Origin of the sequence: Streptosporangium sp. NPDC087985 (assembly GCF_044741965.1) — a bacterium.
Lineage (GTDB): Bacteria > Actinomycetota > Actinomycetes > Streptosporangiales > Streptosporangiaceae > Streptosporangium.
This window is the reverse complement of sequence record NZ_JBIUTQ010000020.1, coordinates 35,277-58,763: the sequence shown is the minus strand read 5'-3', so window position 1 is coordinate 58,763 and position 23,487 is coordinate 35,277. Positions and strand designations below refer to the sequence as shown.

Annotated in this window: 15 protein-coding genes; 10 read left to right on the top strand and 5 right to left on the bottom strand. The window is 72.7% G+C overall.

Annotated elements, in window-relative coordinates; genetic code table 11:
- Window positions 1–125 precede the first annotated feature (125 nt).
- Window positions 126–1,283: a hypothetical protein gene (locus ACIN94_RS27430; protein ID WP_400711842.1), complete on the top strand. Its 1,158-nt coding sequence runs from the start codon at window positions 126–128 to the stop codon at window positions 1,281–1,283.
- Here the strand turns inward: ACIN94_RS27430 and ACIN94_RS27425 are convergent.
- The 5 genes from ACIN94_RS27425 to ACIN94_RS27405 all read right to left on the bottom strand — a co-directional run bounded on the left by ACIN94_RS27425 (window position 1,241) and on the right by ACIN94_RS27405 (window position 6,005).
- Entirely contained in the window at window positions 1,241–2,272 is a 1,032-nt protein-coding gene (locus ACIN94_RS27425; RefSeq protein ID WP_400711839.1) for a copper resistance D family protein, read from the bottom strand. The two genes, ACIN94_RS27430 and ACIN94_RS27425, sit on opposite strands and share 43 nt — an antisense overlap.
- On the bottom strand, window positions 2,269–2,835 hold the full coding sequence (locus ACIN94_RS27420; protein ID WP_400711836.1) for a copper resistance protein CopC: 567 nt from the start codon (window positions 2,833–2,835) through the stop codon (window positions 2,269–2,271). Before ACIN94_RS27420 ends, ACIN94_RS27425 begins: the two co-directional genes overlap by 4 nt.
- A 157-nt stretch (window positions 2,836–2,992) precedes the next feature.
- On the bottom strand, window positions 2,993–4,096 hold the full coding sequence (locus ACIN94_RS27415; protein ID WP_400711833.1) for a 2-oxo acid dehydrogenase subunit E2: 1,104 nt from the start codon (window positions 4,094–4,096) through the stop codon (window positions 2,993–2,995).
- Window positions 4,093–5,079, bottom strand: coding sequence for an alpha-ketoacid dehydrogenase subunit beta (locus tag ACIN94_RS27410; RefSeq protein WP_400711830.1), 987 nt, complete (start codon window positions 5,077–5,079; stop codon window positions 4,093–4,095). The genes ACIN94_RS27415 and ACIN94_RS27410 overlap by 4 nt, the downstream gene beginning before the upstream one ends.
- Window positions 5,076–6,005, bottom strand: a complete 930-nt coding sequence (locus ACIN94_RS27405) for a thiamine pyrophosphate-dependent dehydrogenase E1 component subunit alpha (protein ID WP_400711827.1) — start codon at window positions 6,003–6,005, stop codon at window positions 5,076–5,078. Before ACIN94_RS27405 ends, ACIN94_RS27410 begins: the two co-directional genes overlap by 4 nt.
- A gap of 518 nt (window positions 6,006–6,523) precedes the next feature.
- Between ACIN94_RS27405 and ACIN94_RS27400 the strand changes: the two genes are divergently transcribed.
- From ACIN94_RS27400 to ACIN94_RS27360, 9 genes are read left to right on the top strand one after another with little or no spacing between them, the layout of a single operon-like run.
- Entirely contained in the window at window positions 6,524–12,007 is a 5,484-nt protein-coding gene (locus tag ACIN94_RS27400) for an MFS transporter (RefSeq protein ID WP_400711824.1), read from the top strand.
- Window positions 12,004–12,183: an MbtH family protein gene (locus ACIN94_RS27395; protein ID WP_400711821.1), complete on the top strand. Its 180-nt coding sequence runs from the start codon at window positions 12,004–12,006 to the stop codon at window positions 12,181–12,183. Before ACIN94_RS27400 ends, ACIN94_RS27395 begins: the two co-directional genes overlap by 4 nt.
- On the top strand, window positions 12,180–12,452 hold the full coding sequence (locus ACIN94_RS27390) for an acyl carrier protein (protein ID WP_400711818.1): 273 nt from the start codon (window positions 12,180–12,182) through the stop codon (window positions 12,450–12,452). The genes ACIN94_RS27395 and ACIN94_RS27390 overlap by 4 nt, the downstream gene beginning before the upstream one ends.
- Complete coding sequence (locus ACIN94_RS27385; RefSeq protein WP_400711815.1) at window positions 12,449–13,960, top strand: class I adenylate-forming enzyme family protein; 1,512 nt, start codon at window positions 12,449–12,451, stop codon at window positions 13,958–13,960. The genes ACIN94_RS27390 and ACIN94_RS27385 overlap by 4 nt, the downstream gene beginning before the upstream one ends.
- 1 nt (window position 13,961) lies before the next feature.
- Entirely contained in the window at window positions 13,962–15,590 is a 1,629-nt protein-coding gene (locus ACIN94_RS27380) for a condensation domain-containing protein (protein ID WP_400711812.1), read from the top strand.
- Entirely contained in the window at window positions 15,587–17,014 is a 1,428-nt protein-coding gene (locus tag ACIN94_RS27375; RefSeq protein ID WP_400711809.1) for a condensation domain-containing protein, read from the top strand. Before ACIN94_RS27380 ends, ACIN94_RS27375 begins: the two co-directional genes overlap by 4 nt.
- Entirely contained in the window at window positions 17,011–18,423 is a 1,413-nt protein-coding gene (locus ACIN94_RS27370; protein WP_400711806.1) for a condensation domain-containing protein, read from the top strand. Before ACIN94_RS27375 ends, ACIN94_RS27370 begins: the two co-directional genes overlap by 4 nt.
- Window positions 18,417–20,357, top strand: coding sequence for an amino acid adenylation domain-containing protein (locus ACIN94_RS27365; protein ID WP_400711803.1), 1,941 nt, complete (start codon window positions 18,417–18,419; stop codon window positions 20,355–20,357). The genes ACIN94_RS27370 and ACIN94_RS27365 overlap by 7 nt, the downstream gene beginning before the upstream one ends.
- Window positions 20,354–23,482 carry an amino acid adenylation domain-containing protein gene (locus ACIN94_RS27360; protein WP_400711800.1) on the top strand — a complete coding sequence of 1,043 codons (3,129 nt, stop codon included), beginning with the start codon at window positions 20,354–20,356 and terminating at the stop codon, window positions 23,480–23,482. Before ACIN94_RS27365 ends, ACIN94_RS27360 begins: the two co-directional genes overlap by 4 nt.
- Window positions 23,483–23,487 lie beyond the last annotated feature (5 nt).

The following is a 23,487-nucleotide window of genomic DNA, read 5'->3' as shown; positions in this document are numbered from 1 at the left end:
GAGGGCGGAATTCCCGTGGCAGACGTTCATTCAGACATGAAGGTGACGCCATGCCATGCCCGGACGATCTATCAGGGATCTCCCCGATTGCGGAGTAAGGTAAAGGCCAGGCATGATTTCGATGCGTGAAGCCAGTCGAGAGCCTGAAACGAAGAGCCACTCCCGTCATCGAGTGGGCCTTGCCCTACTGGACCCGGGGGAAAGCAGGCCGGGAGACCCCGGATGATCTGTTCCGGGTCCTCTACCTCGGGTGGCTGGTGGCCTTCTCCTTCAAGGTGCTCGGTGCCTCCTGGGACGTCTCCTGGCACTTCAAGTGGCTCCGTGACGACCTGGCGCCGCCGCACCTGCTCAACAGCGCCGGCACGGCCCTCGCCCTGGTTCTCACGATCATCCACCTCTACACCGGTTACGGCGTGGACCGGACCGCGCAGCGCCTCATCGGGTGGGGCACCGGAATCTTCCTGACGGCGGTGCCGCTCGACCTGATCAACCACCGCATCAACGGGCTCGACATCACGTCGTGGAGCCCGTCACACATGATGCTCTACCTCGGCACGTTCCTCATGCTCTGCGGTGTGATCCGGGGCTGGTTCATGGGCGCGCCCCCCGGACGGAGGCGCACGGTGATCCTCGGCGGGCTCTTCGCGTTCCTGTTCGAGAACGTCTGGTTCCCGGCGCAGCACCAGGAGTACGGCGTGTTCGGCATCGCGGCCTGGGACCGGGGGCAGCCGGAGGCCGAGCCCACCCTGCTGCAGTTCGCCGCCGACCAGATGGGCCGCGCGGTGGACCGGCCGATGGTGGTCAACTTCGCGCTGCCGGTGCCTGACCAGGTGTATCCGCTCTACGCCGCGGTCGCCGCCATGATCGTGCTCGTCTTCGTCCGCGCGATGATCGGCCGGATGTTCGCCGCCACCGCCGTGGTCGGCGCCTACGTCGCCTATCGCGCCCTGATCTGGCCTCTCCTGGCGGTCGCCGACTTCCCGCGCTCGGCGGTGCCGATCTTCCTGATCGCCGGGGCGTTCGCCGTCGACCTGGCGTTCCTGATCCGGATTCCGGTGCTCCGAGCGCTGGCTGGTTCGCTCGGAGCCACCGTCCTCGTGGATCAGGCACTCCGCCTGCAGAGCATGGCCTACCACACCCCGCCGCTGGTGCCGTCCATGACCATGCTGATCGGCGGGTTGATGCTGGCCGTTCTGTGGCTGGGCGGCGAGTGGGCCCTGAACCGTTACCGGCTCCGGGATCAGACCATGGAGGCCGTGGTCAGCGCCACCGCGACGCCGTAGGCGAGGCCCATCACGGTGATCTCCGCGGCCGCCCACCCCGCGACCGCCGTTCCCCGCCGCTCGGCGATGAGCGGCAGCAGACGGAAGCGGATGTGGGCGGCGAATGGGATGAGCAGCGCCACGGACGCGGTCTTGGCCACCACGAGCAGCCCGTAGTCGCTGGTGAACACCGCGCCCGGCAGTTCCACCCCCCGCGTGAGGGCCATCGTGGCCACGCCGTTCACCAGGCCGGAGACGCCGACCAGGACCAGCGCCAGGGTGGCCAGCCTGGAGAACTTCGGCAGGACCCGCGCCAGCAGCTCACGGTCCCCGGCGACCAGCGCGATGATCGTGACCAGCCCGCCGGTCCAGGCCGCCGCGCCCATCACGTGCAGCTCCATCGAGATCATGATGGGGTCGTGCCAGACCGAGTCGACGGCGTGCCCGGTGACCGGGATCGGCAGCAGTCCGAAGAAGGAGATCACGATCCGCAGCTCGGCCGGGACCTTCTCGCCGAACCGCACGGCCAGCAGCCCGATCCCGGCGTAGGTGAGCGCGCAGGCGGCGCTGAAGAGCATCCCCTGGCCGGCGCCGACGCTGTCGACGTATTCGGCGATCATCGCCGGGGTCGGCAGCGACCCGGGGTTCAGCTCGGCGGTCTGGAAGACGATGACGACCAGTGCCAGCACCGCCCACGCCCAGGCGAAGGTCACCGCCAGCGGCCGGGCCCGGCGCATGACCGGCTCGGTCCGCTCCGGGTCGTCGAAACCGAGCAGCTTGGACAGCAGGCTCAGCCCGACCACGGCCACCGCGGCCAGGTCCAGCAGCACCCGCAGCACCGGCAGGCCGTACACCACCAGCGGGCCGGGCATCGCGATCCCCGGCACCGCCTTCTGCGCGGTGAACGCCGTCGCGGTCAGCACGGCGAGCACGGCCCCCGAGATGAGGCAGCCGGTCAGCAGTCTCATGACCGTGCCCGGCCCGGTGGCACGCTCGACGGTCGCGGTCATCCCTGGGGCCCCTGCTCTCTCGTACGGCGCAGCGCCACGACGGTGGCCCCGCCCAGCACGACAAGGGCGCAGGCGATCCAGAGCACGGCCATTCCGGCCCCGCCGTTCTGGGCGGCCTCGGCGGCCTGGGCGCTCAGGTCGGGCGCCTGCGGCGCCTCAGCCGAGGAGACCGGGGCCGGCTGGGACGCGGTGCCCGCGCCCGCGGCGGTCAGGGTGAAGGTCACCTTGTTGGCGACCGGGTGGCCGTCGGAGGACAGGATGCGGTACCCGACGACGTACTGCCCGGCCGGGCCCAGGGGCCTGACCTCGACGCTGACCTTGTCGCCGCTGACGGTCGTCTTGCCTTCCTCCCATTGGGTCCCGTCGGGGCCGGTCACGCTGATCTGCGCGAAGCCCTGCCGTACCGGCTGGTCGAAGGTGAGTGTGATCTTCTCGGGACCGGTGGCGAGCTGGGCGCCGTCCTGGGGGTCGCTACCGATCAGCACGTTGTGGGCCTGTGCGGGGGTGACCACGCCGAGCAGCGCGGTACACGCGAACAGCAGGACCGTGAGTAGCCGCCTCACCGATCATGGCCTTCCGTTGGGTTTGTCATGACCCGGCCATGCTCCCATCACCGGCTTCCGGCCGGGGAATCGAGCCGGACCCGTGCCGGTGGCCCACTCCGAAAGAGGCCGGTCGGTGCGAGACGCCGGTCACCGTACCCGAGGCCGGCAGGCGTGCTCAGGGAGTGAGGCCGTCGCCGGGAGTCTCCAGGGCGGTCCTGAGCGCGCCGAGGAACTCGGCGGACTCGCGGCCGTTGACGTAGCGGTGGTCGTAGGCGAGACCCAGATTGATCATTTTCCGTACGGTGAAGCCGCCGTCGCGGGTCTCCACGACCTCCGGACGCGGCGCGGTGAGCGACAGCGCGCAGGTCTGGCCGGGGAAGACGATGGGGACGGCCATGACGACGGCGGCGTCGGTGTGCAGGGTGACCATGATGGTGCCGCCCCGGAGGTCGGACTCCCTGAAGGTCCCGTTCAGCGCGGTCTGGCGGAACCGGGCGAGATCGCGGGCGATCTCGCCGAGCGGACGCCGGCCCGCGTCCCGTACGACCGGTACGGACATCCCCCTGCCGACGTCGATGGTCACGCCGACGTCGGCGGATGCGGCACGGCGGGCGCGGTGGCCGTCGACGGGGGTGGCGAAGCAGAGCGGGAAGCGGTCCAGCAGCCGGCCGGTCGCCGCCACCAGCAGCTCGGGAACGCCGATGAGGACGCGCAGCCGCCTGGTCTCCTGGCGGGCGAACACGAGCGCGTCCGTCACGTCGATCCTCATGACGGTGAACACCGAGGGGATGTCGCGGTGTGACCGCACGACGACCTCGGCGACCCGCCGCTGGGCGCGGGACAGCTCGATCAGGCCGGAACCGTCCGCGTCGAGAGACTCCAGATCGGTCCGCCTGATCACCTTCTTGCCGAGGGCGCGTACCCGCTCCATGGAGATGCCGCGCTCGTCCATCAGCCGCCGGGCCGGCGCGGTGACGACGAGCTCCTCCTGTTCCGCGGGGTCCGCGGCCGCCGGGGGGGACGACGGCTCGGCCCCGGGTTCCTCGCCGTCGGCCAGCAGCCGGGCGATCACCTGGCCGGGAGTGCACTCGGCGCCCACCTCCAGCAGGCACAGCAGCGTCCCGTCCTCCTCGGCGGTCAGTTCCTCGGCGGCCTTGGAGGTCTCCAGCACCGCGAGCGGACCCCCCGCCCGTACGGCCTGGCCGTCCTTGGCCGCCCACTCCACGAGCAGGTAGGCGGCGTCGTTGTTGTTGAGCTTGGGCACCCGGACCTCGATCAAGACAGGGCCTCCGTGATCGTGTGCCGGATCCGGCCCGGCTGGACGAGGATCTCGCGCTCCAGGTGGGGCGCGGCCGGGATGACGCTGTCGGCCGCGCTGATCAGGCTGATGGGGCGGCGCAGGCCGGACCAGAGCCGGGGGTAGAGCAGCCGGGCGACCTCCGCCCCCCAGGTACCGCCCTCCGCGCCGTCCTCGATGACGCACACGTGCCGGGAGCGCTCCAGGTCGGGAAGTTCGGGGAGGGGGTGGAGCCGGGCGGGCACCAGCAGCTCGCAGACCAGGTCATCCTCCAGCAGCAGGGTGCGCATGGCCGAGAGTGCCCGGTGGACCATGCCGCCGGGGACGATCAGCGTGCAGTCGGGCTCCGTCACGCCGTGGAGGAAGACCCGGGCGACGTCGCCGGCGAGCTCGTAGCGGAACAGGTCGTCCACGACCCCGCCCTCGTACATCCGCCGGGTGTAGAGGACCTTGTCCTCGAAGAACAGGCAGGGCTGCCCGAGCGCGAACATCCGGGTGAACAGCTCGCCCGCGTCGTGGAACGGGGTCATCTCGAACAGGGAGAGGCCCGGGACGCCGATGAAGTGTTTCTGCGGGCTCTGGCTGTGGGTGGGGCCGTAGCCGCGGTTGCCGCCCGAGGGGCAGCGGACGACCAGCGGGATCGGCACGGGCCTGCCGTACATGGAGGTGGACTTGGCGGCGAAGTTCACCAGCTGGTCGAAGGCGAGCGCGGCGAAGTCGGCGAACATGATCTCGACGATCGCCCTGTCTCCGGCCAGGGCCAGGCCGGCTCCGACCCCGACGATCGCGCCCTCGCTCAGCGGGGTGGACCGCACGCGGGAGCCGAATCCGGTGGACAGGCCCCTGGTGACCTTGAAGGCTCCGCCGTACGGGTCGGAGATGTCCTCGCCGAGCACGTGCAGGTGCGGGTCGGCCTCCATCAGGTCGTGCAGGGCCCGGTTGAGGTGTTCCGAGACGCGGGTCACGGCCGCTCCCAAACCGACAGGGGGCGGGCCGCGACCTCGGCCGCGATCCGCTCGACCAGCTCGCGCCGCTCCCGGTCGAGGCGGTCGAAGGGGTCGGGAAACATCCGGGCGTAACGGGCGTACCAGTCGTGCCCCTCCGCCAGCGCGATCTCCTCGGCGGTCCTGGTGTCGTCACCCTTGCTGTGCGGGCCGATCCGGTGGGTGACGAACTCGGCGACGAGCGGCCGGGACTCGCCTCGGACGACGCCGACCAGGGGGGCCAGCTCCGCGCGGATCTCGTCGATCTCGGTGGACGTCGTGCGGTGGTGCGGGATGTCGAACGCGGCGGCGCGGGCCGCGACGCCGCCGGACATCTGCGCGGCGGTCGGGGTCGACTGGGCGATCCCGTTGTGCTCGACGACGATCAGCAGCGGCACCCGCCAGAGCTGTGCCATGTTGAGCGCCTCGTAGACCGAACCCTCGCCCCACGTGCCGTCGCCGATGTAGACGCAGGCCAGCGCGCCGGTCCCCTTCAGTTTGAGCGCCACGCCGACCGCGACAGGCAGGCTCTCGCCCTGGACCCCGGTGGACAGGAAACGCCGGTGGTAGATGTGCTGGCTGCCGCCCACCCCCGCGCAGAGCGCGCCCTCGCGGCCCATGATCTCCGCGAGCAGCCCGTACGGCTCGGCGTGCCGGGCGAGGAAGTGGCCGTGGCCGCGATGGTTGCTGAAGACGTAGTCGTCCTCCTGGAGCAGCGGTCTCAGCGCGACCGGGATGTACTCCTGCCCCAGGCAGGTGTGGGTCGTCCCGCTCAGCTCGCCCGCCTCGAAGAGCCTGAGCAGGGTGAGCTCGAAGTGCCGGATGAGGAGGAGGAGTTCCAGGTCCTCGTCCGCCGGTGGGGACGGTGCGTTCCGCTGGCCCGGAGGCGTGGGGACGGTGACGATCACGTGTGCGCTCCTGGCGTCGGCGACCGGGGGTGACGCGCTCGGTCGTCGGATGACCCGACGAGATGGGAGCGCTCCCAGCGGAGCGTAGAAGTCGCCGAGATCACTGTCAATCGAGAAGCCGGGTCCGCGGCGTACGGAAATTCGGAGAGGCCGGTCCTAGCTGCGGAAATCTATCAACCATCAGAGTTTTTCGGTTCGGCGCGGCCGAAAACGACCCCGAAACCTTGACGAATTTGGCGCATGATCCCTAGCCTCCTCCGTGGGAGCGTTCCCATATTGCCGTACTTCTTCGTGCGACAGAAGTAGCGCTCAAGCAGGTGCAGCCGTCCTGCAGGAGCGTCCGCACTCTCGGTGCCGGAGGAATTCCGCGCCGCGCTCGTCCTCACGTCACCGGATCGGGTCGCCCTTCGGGCCGGACCGGTTCGGCCGGTCGTCATGGAACCCGCCCAGGAGGGCGATCCCGTCCACCACCGCGGGGGAACGCACGTCTGTTCCCCTCCCGCCAGCACGGAGGTGCAGTGACGCACACCAGCCTGTCCCCCGCCAAACAGGCGCTGCTCGCCCGGCGGCTCGGTGGCCGTGCCGTCGTCGCGGCCATACCGCCGCGCCCGCCCGGCACCGCGCCGCCGCTCTCCCCGGCGCAGGAGCGGCTCTGGTTCCTGGAGCAGTACGCGCCTGGGACGGCCGCCTACACCGTGGCGTTCGCGGCCAGGCTGGCGGGCGAGGTCGACGAGGAGGCGCTCGCCGGCTCCCTCACCGAGGTGACCGCCCGGCACGAGAGCCTGCGCACGCGGCTGCTCACCACCGAGGACGGCGGCCCGGAGAGCGTCGTCGACGAGGAACCGGTGGTGGAACTACGGGTGACGGACGACCTCACGCTGGTCGACCGGGAACTGGCCCGCCCCTTCGACCTGGCCCGGGGCCCGCTGCTCCGGCTGCTGCTGGTCCGGCTCGGCCCGCTCGACCACGTGCTGCTGCTCACCATGCACCATGCCGTCACCGACGGCTGGTCCTGCGACATCGTCATCGAGGAGCTCCTCGCCCTGCACGCCGCGCACCGCGCGGGACGGGAGCCGGAGCTCCCGCCGGTCGAGGTGGGCTACGGCGACTACGCGCACTGGCAGCGCGGCCGCGCCTACGACCGCGAGATCCGCTACTGGAGGGAGCGCCTGGACGGGCTGCCGCCGCTGGAACTCCCCACCGACCTGCCACGCCCGGCCGAGCAGAGGTGGGAGGGCGCCGTACGGGGGCTGGCGCTGGACGCCGGGCTCGGTGAGGCGGTCGCCGCACTCGGGCAGGCCCACGGCACCACGCCGTACATGACGCTGCTGGCCGCCTTCCAGGTGCTGCTCGGGCGCCACAGCGGGCAGGACGACTTCGCGGTCGGCTCGCCGGTCTCCGGGCGGGACCTGCCCGAGCTGGAGCGTGTGGTCGGCGTCTTCGTCAACTCGCTGCCGATGCGCGCCGACCTGTCGGGCGATCCGACGTTCATCGAACTGCTCGCCCGGGTCCGGGAGACGGCGCTGGACGCCTACGCCCACCAGGAGCTCCCCTTCGACCAGCTCGTCAACGAGCTGGCCGTGGAGCGGGACGTCAGCCGGTCGCCGGTGTTCCAGGCCATGTTCGCGCTGCAGAACTACCGGTCCAAGCCGTTGCGCACCCCCGGCCTGACCATGTCCGCCTTCCCCGTCGAGACCACCGCCAGCCGGTTCGACCTCGCCCTCTACCTGGCCGAGACCCCCGAGGGGCTGCGCGGCAACCTCACCTACAGCACCGCGCTGTTCCGCCCGGCCACGATCGAGCGGATGGCCGTGTGCTTCGAGAGCCTGCTGCGGTCGATCGTCGCCGACCCCGGCGCGCGGATCTCCGAGCTGGAACTGCTCCCGGCGGACGAGCGTCGCAGGGTGCTGGCCTTCGGCCGGTCCGCGCCCGTGGCCTCCGCCAGGAGCGGCCTGCTGCATGGGGCCGTCTCCGCGCAGGCCGACAGGACGCCCGACGACGTCGCGATCGTCGCCGGCGGCACCTCGCTCACCTACGCGGAGCTGGAGCGGCGGTCGAACCAGCTCGGGCACCTGCTACGACGGCAGGGGGTGGGCCCGGACGACCGCGTCGCGATCTGCCTGGAGCAGTCCGCCGAGCTGGCCGTCGCGGTGCTCGGCGTGCTCAAGGCCGGCGCCGCCTATCTCCCGCTGGACCCCGACCATCCCGCCGACCGGCTCGCCTACGTGCTGTCCGACGCCGGAGCCAGGGCGGTCGTCACCACCACCGGGCTCCAGGACCGCCTGCCCGGCGACCTGCCCGCCGTCTCCGTGGACCGTCTCGACGGAGCGGATACCGGGCCGGTGCACAGTGGCGTCACGCCCGACGACCTGGCCTACGTCATCTACACCTCCGGGACTACCGGGCGGCCCAAGGGCGTGGCCGTCCAGCACCAGCAGGTGATGGTCTACCTCGCCGGCGTGCGGGAGCGGCTGGAGGTGGAGCCGGCCGGGGTCTTCGGGCTGTTGCAGTCGCTCGCCTTCGACTTCGGCGTGACCGTCTTCTACCTGTGCCTGATGACGGGTGGCGCGCTCCACCTCATCCCGTCCCGTACGGCGGGCCCCGACCTGGCCGCCTACTTCCGCGAGCACGGCATCGACTACCTCAAGATCACGCCGTCTCACCTGGCGGCGCTGCTCGCCGACTCGGCCCCGGCCGAGCTGCTACCCCGCAGGCTGCTGATCCTCGGCGGCGAGGCCGCGCCGCGCGGCTGGGCAGCCGAGCTGGCGGCGGCCGGGCGGTGCCGGGTGGTCAACCACTACGGCCCCACCGAGGCCACCGTCGGCGTCACCACCTACGCCGTCGAACCGGTCGCCGCCGGTCCCGCCTCTATCTCCTCCGAAGCCTCCATCTCCTCCGAGGACTCGATGATCGTTCCGGGGCGCGCCACCGGCCGGGCGGACGCCCCCGGGGCCGGGACGGCGCTGCCGATCGGGTCACCCCTGCCGGGAGCCCGCGTCCACGTGCTCGACGGGAACCTGCGGCCGGTGCCGATCGGCGTCCCCGGGGAGATCTACCTCGGTGGCGACCGTCTCGCCCGCGGCTACCTGGGCCGGCCGGGACTCACCGCGGCCCACTTCCTGCCCGACCCCGAAGGCGGTCCCGGGGACCGGATGTACCGGACCGGGGACCTCGGCCGCTGGCTGCCCGGCGGGGAGCTGGAGTTCCTCGGCCGCCGCGACCTGCAGGTGAAGATCCGCGGCTACCGGGTCGAGCTGGCCGAGGTGGAGGCGGTGCTCGGGGACTTCCCCGGGGTCGCGCACGCGGTGGTGGAACTGCGGGGCGGACGGCTGGTCGCCTATCTGGTCGGGGCCACCGGGGCGGAGGCCGGCGAGGTGCGGTCCTGGCTGGCCGACCGGCTCCCCGACTACATGATCCCGGCCCGCTACGTGTGGCTGGACGAGCTGCCGCTGAAGTCCCACGGCAAGGTCGACCGGTCGAGGCTGCCGGAACCCGGGGCCGACCACCCGGCCGCCGGGTCCGTGCCGCCACGGACCGCTCTGGAGAGGACGGTCGCTGGGATCTGGGCGGACATCCTGGAGGTGGACCAGGTCGGCGTGCTCGACGACTTCTTCGACCTGGGCGGCCACTCCCTGCTCGCCATGAGGGTGATCGCCCGGCTGCGCAAGGAGGTTCCCGGGCGGACGCTCACCGTGCTGGAGCTGTTCAAGCACCGCACGGTCGAGGATCTGGCCCGGCTGCTGGAGTCCGGGGACGACGGTCCGCGCAGCCTGCTGCACCGGCTCACCCCGGTCCGCGCCGCGACCGCCACCCTGGTGTGCGTGCCGTTCGGCGGTGGCAGCGCGGTCGTCTACCAGCCGCTGGCCGACGCCCTCCCCGGCGACTGGGCGCTCTACTCGGTCGCGGTGCCGGGACACGAGCTGGGGGAGCGGGCCCGGCCCTTCGACGAGGTCGCGCAGGGATGCGCCGAGGAGATCCTTGCCGGGGTCGAGGGCCCCCTGGTGCTCTACGGGCACTGCGGTCTCGGCGTCATGCTGGTCGCGGAGATCGCCCGCCGGCTGGAGGCCGCCGGCCGCGCCGTCGACGCGATCTACCTGGGCGGCGTGTTCCCGTTCGCCAGGCCGGGCCGTGGCCTGGGGTGGCTCGGGACCCTGATGGACCGGATGACCAGCGACCAGGGCCGGATCAACGCGCTCGCCGCCGCCGGCCTCGACGTCGAGGAGTTCGAACGCGACCAGCTCAAATTGATCATCGAGAACCGCCGCCACGGCACCCGTATGGCGGAGCGCTACTTCACCCGGCTGTTCGAGGAGGAGGGCGGACCGCTCCGGGCACCCGTCATCGCGGTGGTGGGGGAGCGCGACCCGGCGACCGAGTTCTACCAGGAGCGCTACCGCGAGTGGCAGCGGCTGTCGGAGACGGTCGCCTGCGTGGTGCTCGACGAGGCCGGGCACTTCTTCGTGAAATACCGGGCGGACGAGCTGGCCGACATCGTCACCGGCACCCACCGGGCCCTCGCCTCGGGGGAGACCGCGCCGCTGAGCCGTACGGAGGAGTCCACCTGGTGGCTCCAGGGCGTCGCCGATCACGCCGGGCACGTCCCCCGTGACCGCGGACTGCGTCTGGTCCGCGGCGACGGAGAGCAGGCCCCGCCGCCCAGCATGCGGCGGTTCCTGCTGATCTCGCTGGGACAGCTCGTGTCGATCACCGGGTCGGCGCTGACCGAGTTCGCCATCCCCATCTGGATCTACCTCACCACCGGGTCGCTGGCCAGGTTCGCGCTGTTCGCGGTGCTGGGACTGGTGCCCGGCATGCTGGTGGCGCCGCTCGCCGGGGCGATCGTGGACCGTTACGACCGGCGCAGGGTCATGCTCTGCGGAGACATCGCCGCCGGAGGCGTCCAGCTCGTGCTGGGCGTCCTGCTGTGGACCGGCACCCTGGAGATCTGGCACATCTACCCGCTGCTGGCCTGTCTTTCGGTCGCGCTCACCTTCCAGCGGTTCGCGTACGCGTCGGCGATCCCGCAGATCGTCCCCAAGCGGTTCCTCGGACACGCCAACGGCGTCGTGCAGACGGCCACCGGTACGGCCCAGCTCGTCGTGCCGCTGATCGCGACCGGCCTGATGGCCACGGTCGGGCTCGGCGGCATCCTCGCCATCGACGTGGCCAGCTACGCCGTCGCCACGATCGTCCTGCTGTGCATCCGGTTCCCCGCCGGCATGCCGTGGCGCCGCCGTGAGGGCGTCGTGGCCGAGATGATGAACGGCGTCCGCCACTCGTGGGGCAACCCCGGCTTCCGGGGCATGCTCGTGTTCTTCGCGGTGCTCAACGTCTTCCTGTCGCCGCTCTTCCTGATGATCTCCCCGCTGGTGCTGTCGTTCGCGACGCTCGACGACGTCGGCACGGTGGCGTTCGCGGGCGGTCTCGGGGTCTTCGTCGGCGGGCTGCTGATGACCGCCTGGGGCGGTCCCCGGCGGCGCCGCCTGTACGGAGTGCTGCTCGCCACCCTCGCCCTCGCGGTGTTCTGCGTGGTCACCGGCGTTCAGCGGAACCTGCCGCTGATCACGGCCGGCGCGTTCGGGATGTCGTTCTGCCTCACCCTGCTCAACGGCGTCTACGCCACGATCATCCAGGTCAAGGTGCCGCAGCGGTTCCACGGCCGGGTCATCGCGCTCAACACGCTGGTCGCCTGGTCCACGCTGCCCATCGGCTTCGGCCTGGTCGCGCCGTACGGCGCCGCCCTGTTCGACCCGCTGCTCGCGCCGGACGGGCCGCTCGCGAGCACCGTCGGAGCGCTGATCGGCACCGGCGAGGGGCGCGGCATCGGCTTCATGTACGCCTGCTTCGGCCTGGCCATCGCCGTCGTCGCACTCGTCGCCATGCGTGTGCGGGTGCTGGCCCGGTTCGACACCGACGTCCCCGACGCGCTCCCCGACGACCTGGTCGGATTCGAGGCTCTGCGGAGCCGTACCCGCAAGAAGAAAGAGGAGGTCCAGGCATGAGTTTTCTGGTGGTGCTCAACGAGGAGGAGCAGTACTCCCTCTGGCCGGCAGACCGGGAGCTCCCCGGCGGCTGGCGGGCCGAGGGCTTCGAGGGGCCGGAGGAGGACTGTCTCGCCCACATCGACCAGGTGTGGACGGACATGCGCCCGCTCAGCCTGCGGCAGGCACACGCGTGACCGCTCAGGGCGCGGAAGCCACCGGCGCCACCTCCGCGTCCCGGCTCGCCGGAATGATCTCCGCCGCCTGTGACGGGCGGCTCACGGCCGAGGAGATCCTCGCCTCGGACACCTCCCTGTCGGCGCTCGGCGTCACCTCGCTCGCGCTGCTACGGCTGATCGACGCCGTCGAGGACGAGTTCGACGTCGTCCTCGACCTCGGCGGCGGCGCGCCGTACCTCGACAGCTTCCCGCTGCTGGTCGCCCACGTCGACGCGGGGACGTCATGACCTCCCCGGCCGGGCCGGTCCCGAGGACCGTGCCCGAGATGCTCGGGCTCCGCGCCGCGCAGGAGCCCGACCGGACCGCCGTGGTCGTCGAGGGCAACGGGTCGATGACCTTCGGTGAGTGGGAACGGCGGTCCCGCGCCCTCGCGCACGGCCTGCTCGACCGCGGAGTGCGGCACGGAGACCGGGTCGGGCTGCTGTTCGGGAGCTGGGACTGGATCGACTTCTCCGTCGCCTACTGCGCGGTGCAGAAGGCCGGCGCGGTCGCCGTACCGCTGTCGGACCGCCTCGCCCCCCCGGAGGTCCGGCACATGCTCGCGCACTGCTCGGCCTCCGCGGTCCTGTACGGGCACCACCTCGACGCGCCCGGCGGCGACCACTGGAGCGCCGCCCCGGCGGACCTGGAAGGCGACGCGGCCGGGCCGGTGGACGTGCGGGTCGGGCCCGGGGACCTGGCCCAGATCCTCTACACCTCCGGCACCACCGGCCTGCCCAAGGGGGTGGGCGCCAGCCACGCCAACCTGACCTTCGGCTGTGAGACCAGGCCGAACCGTCGCAGGTTCGGGCATTCGCGCCATCTGCTGCACGCCTTCCCCATCGGCACCAACGCCGGCCAGACGATGCTGATGAACGCGCTGGACGCCCGTCCGGCCATGCTCACCCTCGGCAGGTTCACCCCCGGCAGGTTCGCCCGCCTGATCGAGTCACACGGGGCCGGCACCGTGTTCGTCGTCCCGGCCATGGCGATCGAGTTCCTCAACGCCGGCCTGCACGAGCGCCACGACATGTCGAGCGTCCGGCTGCTGGGCTCGGCGGCCTCGGCCCTGCCCCCCTCGGTGTCGGTACGGCTGGCCGCCGCCTTCCCCAACGCGACGATCACGAACTACTACACCTCGACCGAGGCCGCCCCAGCCCAGACCATCATGATCTTCGATCCGGCCCGGCCGGGGGCACTGGGCAGGCCCGCGTTCGGCGGCTCCCTGCGCATCGCCGGGCCCGGTGGCGAACCCCTGCCCGCGGGGGAGACCGGAGAGGTCTGGCTGCGCTCGCCCACCGCCCCCCGGTCCTACTACCGGGACGAGCAGGCCAGCGCCGAGGCGTTCCGCGACGGGTGGGTGCGGATGGGAGACCTCGGCTATCTCGACCCCGATGGTTACCTCCATCTCGTCGACCGGGAGGGAGACGTGGTCAAGTCGGGCGCGTTCAAGGTCTCGACGCTCCAGGTGGAGGCCGCCCTGTACGAGCACGCGGACGTCGCGGAGGCCGCGGTGCTCGGCCTCCCCCACCCGGTGCTGGGCACCACGCTCGCCGCCGCCGTCGTGCCCCGGTCCGCCGGGGTCTCCGGCGGCGATCTACGGGCCTTCCTGATGGGACGGCTGGCCCGGCACGAACTCCCCGAACGGGTGCTCGTCGTCGACGCCCTCCCCAGGAACCAGTCAGGAAAGGTCATCAAAAGGGAGTTGCGGGGGCTCTTCGGCGCCGCCGCGACGGGTCAGATGGAAGGCACGTGAGATGTCGGTATCTCTGATAGACGGGTGCGACCGGGCGTCCTTCGCCCAGCACGGGATGTGGATCACCGAGCGGATGGGCGCAGGCGGCCGGGTCTACGCCATGCCGTTCGCCGTCCGGTTCGACGGCCCGCTCGACGTGGAGGCGATGCTCGCCGCCTGCGCCGCGGTCGTCCGGCGCCATCCCGTCCTCGCCTCGGCCCTGGCGGAGCGGGACGGGCGGGTCCGCCTGGTATCCGGGGAGACACCCCCGCCCATCCGCTCCGAGGACGTCTCCGGCCAGCCCGGCCGGATCGAGGCCGAGATCTCCAGCCCCTTCGACCTGGTGACCGGCCCGCTGGCCAGGTTCACCCTGTTCCGGCTGGAGCCCACGCGGCACCTCCTGCTGATCGTCGCCCACCACGCGGTCTTCGACGGCATGTCGAAGGACGTCGTCCTGCGCGACCTGGCCGCCGCCTACGGCGGCGCCGCCCTGCCGCCGCTGCCGGTCTCCTACGGCGAGGCGGCCCGCGCCGAGCAGGACCGGGTGGCCGCCCAGCTGGAGCAGGCGGCGGACTTCTGGCGGCCCAGGTGGCACGACGACCAGAACCTCCTGCTCCCCGGCGCCACCCGCCCGTCGCTGCGCGCCGCCCCCGGCGAGGCGGTGGACCTCGAGCTCGGCGGCGAGGCGGCCGAGATCGCCGAACGGCTGGGCCTCACCCGCTTCGAGGTCCTGCTGGCCGCCCTCCACACGCTCCTGCACAGGTACGGCAACGACCAGGTCACGGTGGCCGTGGACCTGTCCACCCGGACCGAGGAGACACGCGACCACATCGGGCCTTTCGTCAACGAACTGCCCGTGGTCTCCACGCCGCACGGGACGTTCGCCGAGTTCGCGCGGTCGCTCCGGGAGGAGCTCCGTGCCGTCTACCGCCACCGCGAGGTGCCCCTGGCCCGGGCCCTGGGCGGGATCAGCCCCCGCACCGCGCTCACCCCGGTCTCGGTCAGCTACCGCAGGTGCTCCGCGGCCGACCCCGTCTTCACCGGTCTTGACACCTCCGTCGACTGGATGATGTTCAACGGCGCGGTCCGCAACACCCTGCACCTGCAGATCGTGGACTCTCCCGGCGGCCTTGAGACCCGGCTGCAGTTCAACCCGGAGATCCTGGGCCGCGCCGACTGCGTCCGCGTCGCCGAGGACCTGCCGGCCCTGTTGCGCGGCATCGCCGCCCGTCCCGACGCCCCGCTCGGGGAACTGCCGCCGCCCGGAGGGAGGGTCACGCCCACCCGTGACGCGGACCTCGCCGGCGCTCCCGGCGTGGACCAGGGCTCCGCTCCCGGTGCGGCTCCCGCCTCCGCGCCGGCCGCCGTCTCGGAGGTGACTCCCGGCTCCGCCCGTGACCTGGCCGCCACGGCCGGTGAAGCGGCCGGCCCGGTTCTCCTCGGGCAGGTCGAGGCGATCTGGCGTGAGGTGCTCGGCGTCGACGAGATCCAGCCGGACGACGACCTGTTCGACCTCGGCGGCCACTCGCTGTCGATCACCCAGATCATCGCCCGCGTCCGGGACCAGATGGGCGTCGAGCTCTCCTTCGAGGTGTTCATCGACACCCCGACCGTGGCCGGCGTCGCCGAAGAGATCGCCCGATCCCGATGACGACCGCTCCTACACGGCAGCGGGCGGCGGTGGTGGAGTTCACCGGCGCGCGGGGCGGTACGGCCCCGCTCACCTGGGGGCAGCAGGCCATCTGGCGGCTGACCCGGTGGCTGGACGACGGCGACCCGTACTTCAACATGCCGTGGACGCTGCCCGTCTACGGCAGACGCGACCTCGGCACCGTCCTGCTGGCCCTGCGCGGGCTGGTCGAACGGCACGAGACCCTCCGGACGACCTGCGAGGAGACCTCCGCCGGACCTGTCCAGCGGGTGGCGCGCGAGGGCCGGATGACGGTCGAGCTGTTCGACGCCGGGGAGACCAGGCCGCTCGCCGCGGCCAGGGAGCTCTCCGCCGAGCTGGCCGCCAAGGGGTTCGACTACGCGACCGAGCTACCGCTGCGGTGCGCCGTCGTGACGAGCGGCGGACGCCCCCGCGCGGTGGCCTTCGCCCTGTCCCACCTGGCGGTCGACGGATGGGCACTGGACATCCTCGCCACCGACTGGAGGAGGCTGCTCGCCGGGGACGACCTTCCTGATCCCCCATGGCAGCCGCTGGACCAGGCCGCCTTCGAGCAGGAGGGGGCGGGCGCCGCGCGCGGAGAGCGGGCGTTCCGGCACTGGCGGGCGGCGCTGGAGAGAGTGCCCAGATCCATGTTCGACTTCCCCCGCGGGACGCCGGAGGAACCGCGGTACGTCCGGGTGGGCATGGAGTCGGCCGCGGTCGCCGCCGCGGCGGAGACGCTGGCGGCCCGCTGGTCGGTCAGCACGGCCAGCGTGCTGACCACGGCGAGCGCCGTACTCCTGGCCGCCCTGACGGGGCACGGGGAGGTGGTCATGCAGCTCATCGTGGCCAACCGGCACGACCCCCGGACCAGCGCCATGGCGGGCACGGCCGTCCAGGACGGGCTCTTCGTCCTGGATCTGCCCGAGGGGACCTTCGCCGACGCCGTGCGCGCCGGACACCGGCAGGCGCTGACCACCTACCGGCACGCCCACTACGACCCCTTCGGGATGATGGCGCTCCGCGAGGAGGTCGGCCGCGAACGTGGGGGGCCCGTCGACCTGTCGGCCTACTTCAACGACGCGCGGACCATCGACCACTGGCCCAACCTGCCCAGGGTGGAACCGCCGGGAGACCCCGCCGCGCTCGCCGCCCTCGCCGAGCGGACTCGGACCTTCTTCGTCGGCGCGTGGCCGGAGGTGGACGCCACGGTCTTCTTCGCCACCGGCCCCGCCACCGACACCTGCCGGCTCTACCTGCTGACCGACACCGCCTACCTGCCGCGATCCACGGCCTACGCGCTGCTGCGGGGGGTGGAGACCCTGCTGGTGCGCGGCGTCGCCGAGGAGGTGCCGCTCGGCGCGGTCGCCGAGCTGTGCGGCATCACCCCGGTCGAACGCCCCACCGGCCGGGTGAGAGGATGACCGCGCCCGACCGGCGTGCCACCCTGCTCAGCCGCCTCGCCGCACTGCCGCCCGAACAACGTGAGGCCCTGCTCAGACGGGCGCGGGACAGGGACGAGAGCGACACCTGGCCGCTCTCGTTCGGGCAGGAACGGCTCTGGTTCCTCAGCCGGTTCGACCCCGCCGACACGGCCTACCACACCCCCTGGTGCGTACGGCTGCGCGGCCCGGTCGACGCCGAGGGCCTCGCCGCCGCCTTCACCCGCGTGGTCGAGCGGCACCATGTGCTCCGCACCCGTTTCCGCCTGGACGGCGACCGCCCCGTGCAGCTCGTCATGCCCGCCGGACCGGCCACCGTGGAGCGGACGGACGTCACCGGCGATCCGGCCCCGGCCGTCGTGGAGTTCGTGAACCGGCCGTTCGACCTGGAGGCCGGCCCGCCGCTGCGCGTGGCGCTGATGCGGCTGGGCGACGAGCACTTCATGCTCTGCATCGTCCTGCACCACATCGTGGTGGACGGCTGGTCGATGGACGTCCTCATGCGCGAGCTGGCCGAATGCTACGCGGCCCACCGCGAGGGACGGGAGCCGTTGCTGGCGGACCTCCCCACCCAGTACACCCACGTCGTGGCGGAGGACAGGCGGCGGGCCGAGCACACCGGCACCGCCCACCTCGACCACTGGACGCGGACGCTCACCGGCGTACCCGTGCTCGACCTCCCGGCCGACCGTCCCCGCCCCGCCCGCTGGACCGGCCGGGGCGGGCAGGAGAGCCTGCTCCTGCCCGACGAGGTGATCGCCAGGCTGGAGGGGGTCGCCAGGGAGCAGCGCTGCACCCTGTTCATGGCCCTGCTCGCGGCCTACCAGACGACCCTGGGACTGGCCGCGGGTCAGGACGACCTGTGCGTCGGGGTGCCCGTCGCGGGGCGGAACAGGGTCGAGCTCGAACCACTGATCGGCTACTTCGCCACCACCCTGGTGCTCCGCGCCGACCTGTCCGGCGACCCCACCTTCCGCGAGCTGCTCAGACGCACCCGGCTGTCGGTGTTCAGGGGTCTCCAGCACGCGGAGGTGCCCTTCGAGCGGATCCTCGGGGCGCTGCGCCTGCCCCGCGACCTGAGCCGGCCGCCCCTCTTCCAGGCCATGTTCAACCTGCACAACCTGCCCAAGGACGACCTGCTGCGGACGACGATGGCCGACCTGGCCGTCGAGGTCTACCCGACTCCCGCGGTGGGCCGTACCAAGGCAGAGATATCGGTGGACGTCTGGCGGGGGCCCGAGGGCCTCGGCGGCGTCCTCGACTACAACAGCGACCTGTTCTCCGCCGGGACCGCGCGGCGCCTGGTCCGGGCCTTCGCCGACCTGGTGGAGCGCGCCGGAGCCGACCCGGATCTCCGGCTGTCCGAGTTGAAAGGTGTTCGACCGTGGTGACGACGCTGGAGCTGATACGGCGCTGGCTGGAGCTGACGCCCGAGGCGGTCGCGGTCAGCGGGACCGAGAGCGAGCTGACCTACCGCGAGCTGCACCGGCGGGTGGACGACCTGGCGGCGGTGCTGCGCGAGTGGGGGGTCGGCCCGGAGGTTCCCGTCGGACTGTGCATGGAGCGCACGCCGGGAATGGTGGTCGCGGTCCTGGCCGTCTGGGCCGCCGGCGGGGCCTACGTCCCGCTCGATCCCGCCTTTCCCGAGGACCGGCTCCGGCTGATGCGCGAGGACGCGAGGATCGAGCTGGTGGTGACCCAGTCGGGTGTGGACCCGGGCCTGCTGCGCGGCGTGCCGCGCGTCCTGTCGATCGCCCAGGACGGTACGGTCCCCATCGCGCGCCGCAACCGGACCCGGCGGACCCCCGGCCCCGAGACCACGCTTGATCACGGAGCCGGGCTTGGTCATGAGGCCGCGCCCGCCGGTCTTGCCACGCGCCCCATCCCGGCCTCCGGGCCGGCGGCCGAGCTGGCCTACCTGATCTACACCTCGGGCTCCACCGGGCGGCCCAAGGGCGTGGCGGTCCCGCAGCGGGCGGTGGCCAACCTGCTCGGATCGTTCAGCCGCCGGCTGGAACTCACGCCCGAGGACAGCTGGCTCGCCGTCACCACCCTGTCTTTCGACATCTCCGTTCTGGAGCTCCTGCTGCCCCTGGTGTCCGGGGCGCGCGTGGTCGTGGCGTCCGCGCGGGAGGCGGCGGACGGCCGGGAACTGCGGGACCTGGCGGCCGCCGAGGGGATCACGGTCATGCAGGCCACCCCGGCGACCTGGCGCATCCTGCTGGAGGCCGGAGGCGTGCCCGAGACGGTCCGCACCCGGCTCTGCGGGGGCGAGGCGCTCCCGCGTGACCTGGCCGACGCGCTGCTCGGCGCGGACGTGGACCTGTGGAACGTGTACGGCCCCACGGAGACGACCGTGTGGTCCACGGCCGGGATGGTCCGGCCCGGGCCCTCCGCCGTGGACCTGGGAGAGGCGATCGACGAGACGTCGCTGTACCTCCTCGACGAGGGCGGGAACCCCGTCGCGGACGGCGAGGTGGGGGAGCTGCACATCGGCGGGACGGGCGTCGCCAGGGGCTACCACGGCATGGCCGCCCAGACCGCGGCCCGCTTCCTGCCCGACCCGTTCACCGACCGGCCCGGGGCGCGCATGTACGCCACGGACGACCTCGCCCGGATCACCGCCGAGGGGCGTCTGGAGTATCTGGGCCGGGCCGACCAGCAGGTGAAGATCCGGGGGTTCCGGATCGAGCTCGGCGAGATCGAGACCGTCCTGCGGTCGGCGGAGGAGGTACGGCACGCCGCCGTCGGCGTGTGCGACGGCCCCGACGGGCTGCCCCGGCTGGTGGCCTACGTGGTCCCCACCGCCGGGCCGGGGGATCTGTGGCCGGCGCTGCGCGAGAGGCTCCGGCTGAGCCTGCCCGACTACATGGTGCCCGCCCACCTCGTGACGGTGGACGCTCTGCCTCTCACCCCCAACGGCAAACTGGACCGCAGGGCGCTGCCGCCGCCCCGCTGGACGGCTACCAGGACGGTCCCCTACCGGGCGCCGTCGACGCCCGTGGAGGACGAGCTGACCGTGATGTGGGCCGAAGTGCTGGGCGTCGAGGAGCCCGTCGGCGTCGACGACGACTTCTTCGAGCTCGGCGGGCACTCGCTGACGGCCGCCCGGATCATCGCCCGGGTCCAGGCGCGTTTCGGGGCCGCCATGCCGATCGTGGCACTCTTCGAACATCCGACCGTCGCGGGACTCGCCCTGCAGGTGGACAGCCTCGGCGACGACGACCTGGACCTGGCCGAGGTGGCCGCGCTGCGTGAGCAGCTCGACGGCCTCAGCTCCGAGGACCTGGCCGCCATCTTCGACGGACTGGCGCCGGGCGCATGAGGGCCCCCCTGTCTCCGGCGCAGGAGCGGCTCTGGCTCCTGCAGCGTCTTGATCCGGACAACGCCTCCTACAACATGTATCTCGTACGGGCCCTGCACGGCCCGCTCGACCAGGCCGCCCTCACCTGGGCGCTCACCGACGTCCTGGCCCGTCATGAGAGCCTGCGCACCAGGTTCACCGAGGAGGAGGGCGTGCCCTGGGCGGTGGTGGAGCCCGGCGCCCCCGGGATCGAGTGGCTGAGCCCGCACGGCCGCGCGGAGGCCGAACGCCTGGTGGCCGAGCAGGTCAACGAGCCGTTCGACCTGGAGGCCGGCCCGCCCGTGCGGGTGGCGGTGGTCAGGATCGCCGACGACGAGCACCTGCTCTGCCTCACGATGCACCACGTCATCTCGGACGGGTGGTCGCTCAACGTCATCCTCGACGACCTCGCCGACTGCTACACCGCCCGACTCCTCGGCGCCGAGCCCCGGCTCCGCCCGCTGCCCGTCCAGGCCGGGGACTACGGGCGGTGGCAGCGCCGCCGGGCCGAGCGGGCCGTGCCGTACTGGAAGGAGAAGCTGGCCCACCCGCCCCCGCCCGAGCTGCCGTTCCGCCACTCCGGCGGGGCGACCCGGCAGGGCGAGTTCCACCGGGCCGTGCTGCCGCCCGCGACGGCCCGGAAACTGGAACGGCTGGCCAGGGAGCACCGCACCACCCTGTTCGCCGTACTGGCGGCGGCCTACCAGACCCTGCTGTTCCGGCACACCGGACAGGACGACGTCCTGGTCGGCAGCGTCGTCGCGGGCCGGGACCGGGTCGAGCTGGAGCCGATGGTCGGATACGTGGCCCAGACGGTGATCCTCCGCGGGGACCTGCGGGGGGACCCGGCGTTCACCGACCTGATCGCCCGCACCCGGGGCGAGGTCCTGGGCGCGCTGGGCAACCCCGCCGTCCCCTTCGAGAAGCTCAGCCACCCCGCCGACTCGCTGCTACCGTCCATGTTCATCCTGCACAACCAGGACACCGGCCCCCGGCGGCCGTTCGGTGAGCTGACCGTCACCACCGTCGACCCCGGGTTCCAGCAGGTCAAGGTGGACCTGCTCGTCGAGGCGTGGCCGTACGGAGACGGGCTCCTGCTGTCCTTCCTCTACGACACGGGCCTGTTCGAGGGCGAGGCGGTCGGACGCCTCGCCGACCGGTTCGCGCGGCTGCTGGAGTCCGTCGCGGACGATCCCGGCACCCCCCTCTCGGCCCTGCCGATCTGGACCGAGGCCGACGGAGCCGACATCCGCGCCCTCGCCACCGGCCCGGTCTCCGCCGCCGCGCCGGGTCTCGTCCCGGAGATGGTCGCCAAGGCCGTACGGCGGGCGCCCGGAGCCACCGCCGTGATCTGCGGTGAGGAGACGGTCACCTACGGTGAGCTGCTGGAGCGGGCGGACGCGCTCGCCGCCGCCCTCCGGGACGGCGGGGTGGGCCCCGGTGACATCGTCGGCGTCTGCCTGCCGCGCTCGATCGAGTCGATCACCGCGCTGCTCGCCGTGTGGCGGGCCGGCGCCGCCTACCTGCCGTTCGATCCGGACATCCCGGACGGCCGTCTGGCCTTCTCGATGGCGGACAGCTCGGCCACCCACATGATCACCCGGCGTGCGCTTCCCGAGGGGCTGACGGCTGTCGACCCCGCGAGCACCGGCGCCCCTCTCGCAGGCCGCACGGCCGCCGCCATGGATCCCCCGGCTGCGGGCACCGGCAGTGGCCACGGCCCGGCGACAGCCGGATCACCGTTGGACGCCGCCTACGTCATCACCACCTCCGGCTCCACCGGCGTGCCCAAGGGCGTGCTGGTCGAGCACGGCGCCGTCGCCGCCCGGGTCCGGTGGATGCGCGCGGACTACGGCCTGACCGCCGCCGACCACGTCGTCCAGTTCGCCTCGCTCAGCTTCGACGCCCACGTCGAGGAGGTCTTCCCCGCGCTGGCCGCCGGAGCGACGCTGGTGCTGCTCCCCGACGGCGCGGCGACCCTGCCCGACCTGCTCGTCTCACCACCGGGCGGCCGGGTCACCGTGCTCGACCTGCCGACCGCCTACTGGCACGCGCTGGTCGAGGAGCTGGAGGAGGTCGCCTGGCCACCCTCGCTCCGCCTGGTGATCCTCGGCGGAGAACAGGTCTCCGCGCCGGCGGTCGAGCGCTGGCGCGGACGGTTCGGCGACGGCGTCCGGCTCGTCAACACCTACGGGCCGACCGAGGCGACGGTGATCGCCACCGCCGCCGACCTCGGTGCGGAGGCGGCTCGGGGACATCCCCCGATCGGCCGCCCGATCGGCGCGACCACGGTCCACGTGCTCGACGCCCGGGGGGAGCCCCTCCCGCCGGGCGCGACCGGGGAACTCGTCATCGGCGGGGCCGGGGTGGCCCGCGGCTACCTCGGCAGACCCGCCCTCACCGCGGCGGCCTTCGTCCCCGATCCCGGCGGCGGGCCGGGAGCACGCCGCTACCGGACCGGCGACCGGGCGCGGTGGCGCACCGACGGGCACCTGGAGTTCCTGGGACGGCTGGACGGCCAGCTCAAGATCAGGGGCTTCCGGATCGAGCCCGGCGAGGTGGAGAACCGCCTGCTCACCCACCCCGGGGTGGGACAGGCCTTCGTCACCGGGAGAGGAGAGGAGCTCGTCGCCTACGTCACCGGCACCGCCGACCCCGCCGACCTCCGCGCCCACCTGGAGCGGACGCTCCCGCGCCAGCTCGTCCCGACCGCCTGGGTCCGGCTGGACGCGCTGCCCCTCACCGCCGGGGGCAAGGTCGACCGGGCCGCGCTCCCCGAGCCGGAGATCACCCCGGCGGCCGGACGGGTTCTTCCGCGTACGGACGCGGAACGGCTGGTGGCGGCGGTCTGGGAGGAGCTGCTCGGCACCGGGCCGTTCGGCGTCTTCGACGACTTCTTCGCCCTGGGCGGCCACTCCCTGCTGGCGACCCGGGTGGCCGCGCGGATCCGGCGGGCCACCGGCGTCGAGGTCCCGATCCGGACGATCTTCGAGCAGAACACCATCGCCGCTCTCGCCGAGGCGGTGGAGGACCTGCTGATCGAGGAACTGGCCGGCCTGACCGATGAGGAGGCCATGGACCTGCTCGCAGCCTCCGACCCCCCCTGACGGCG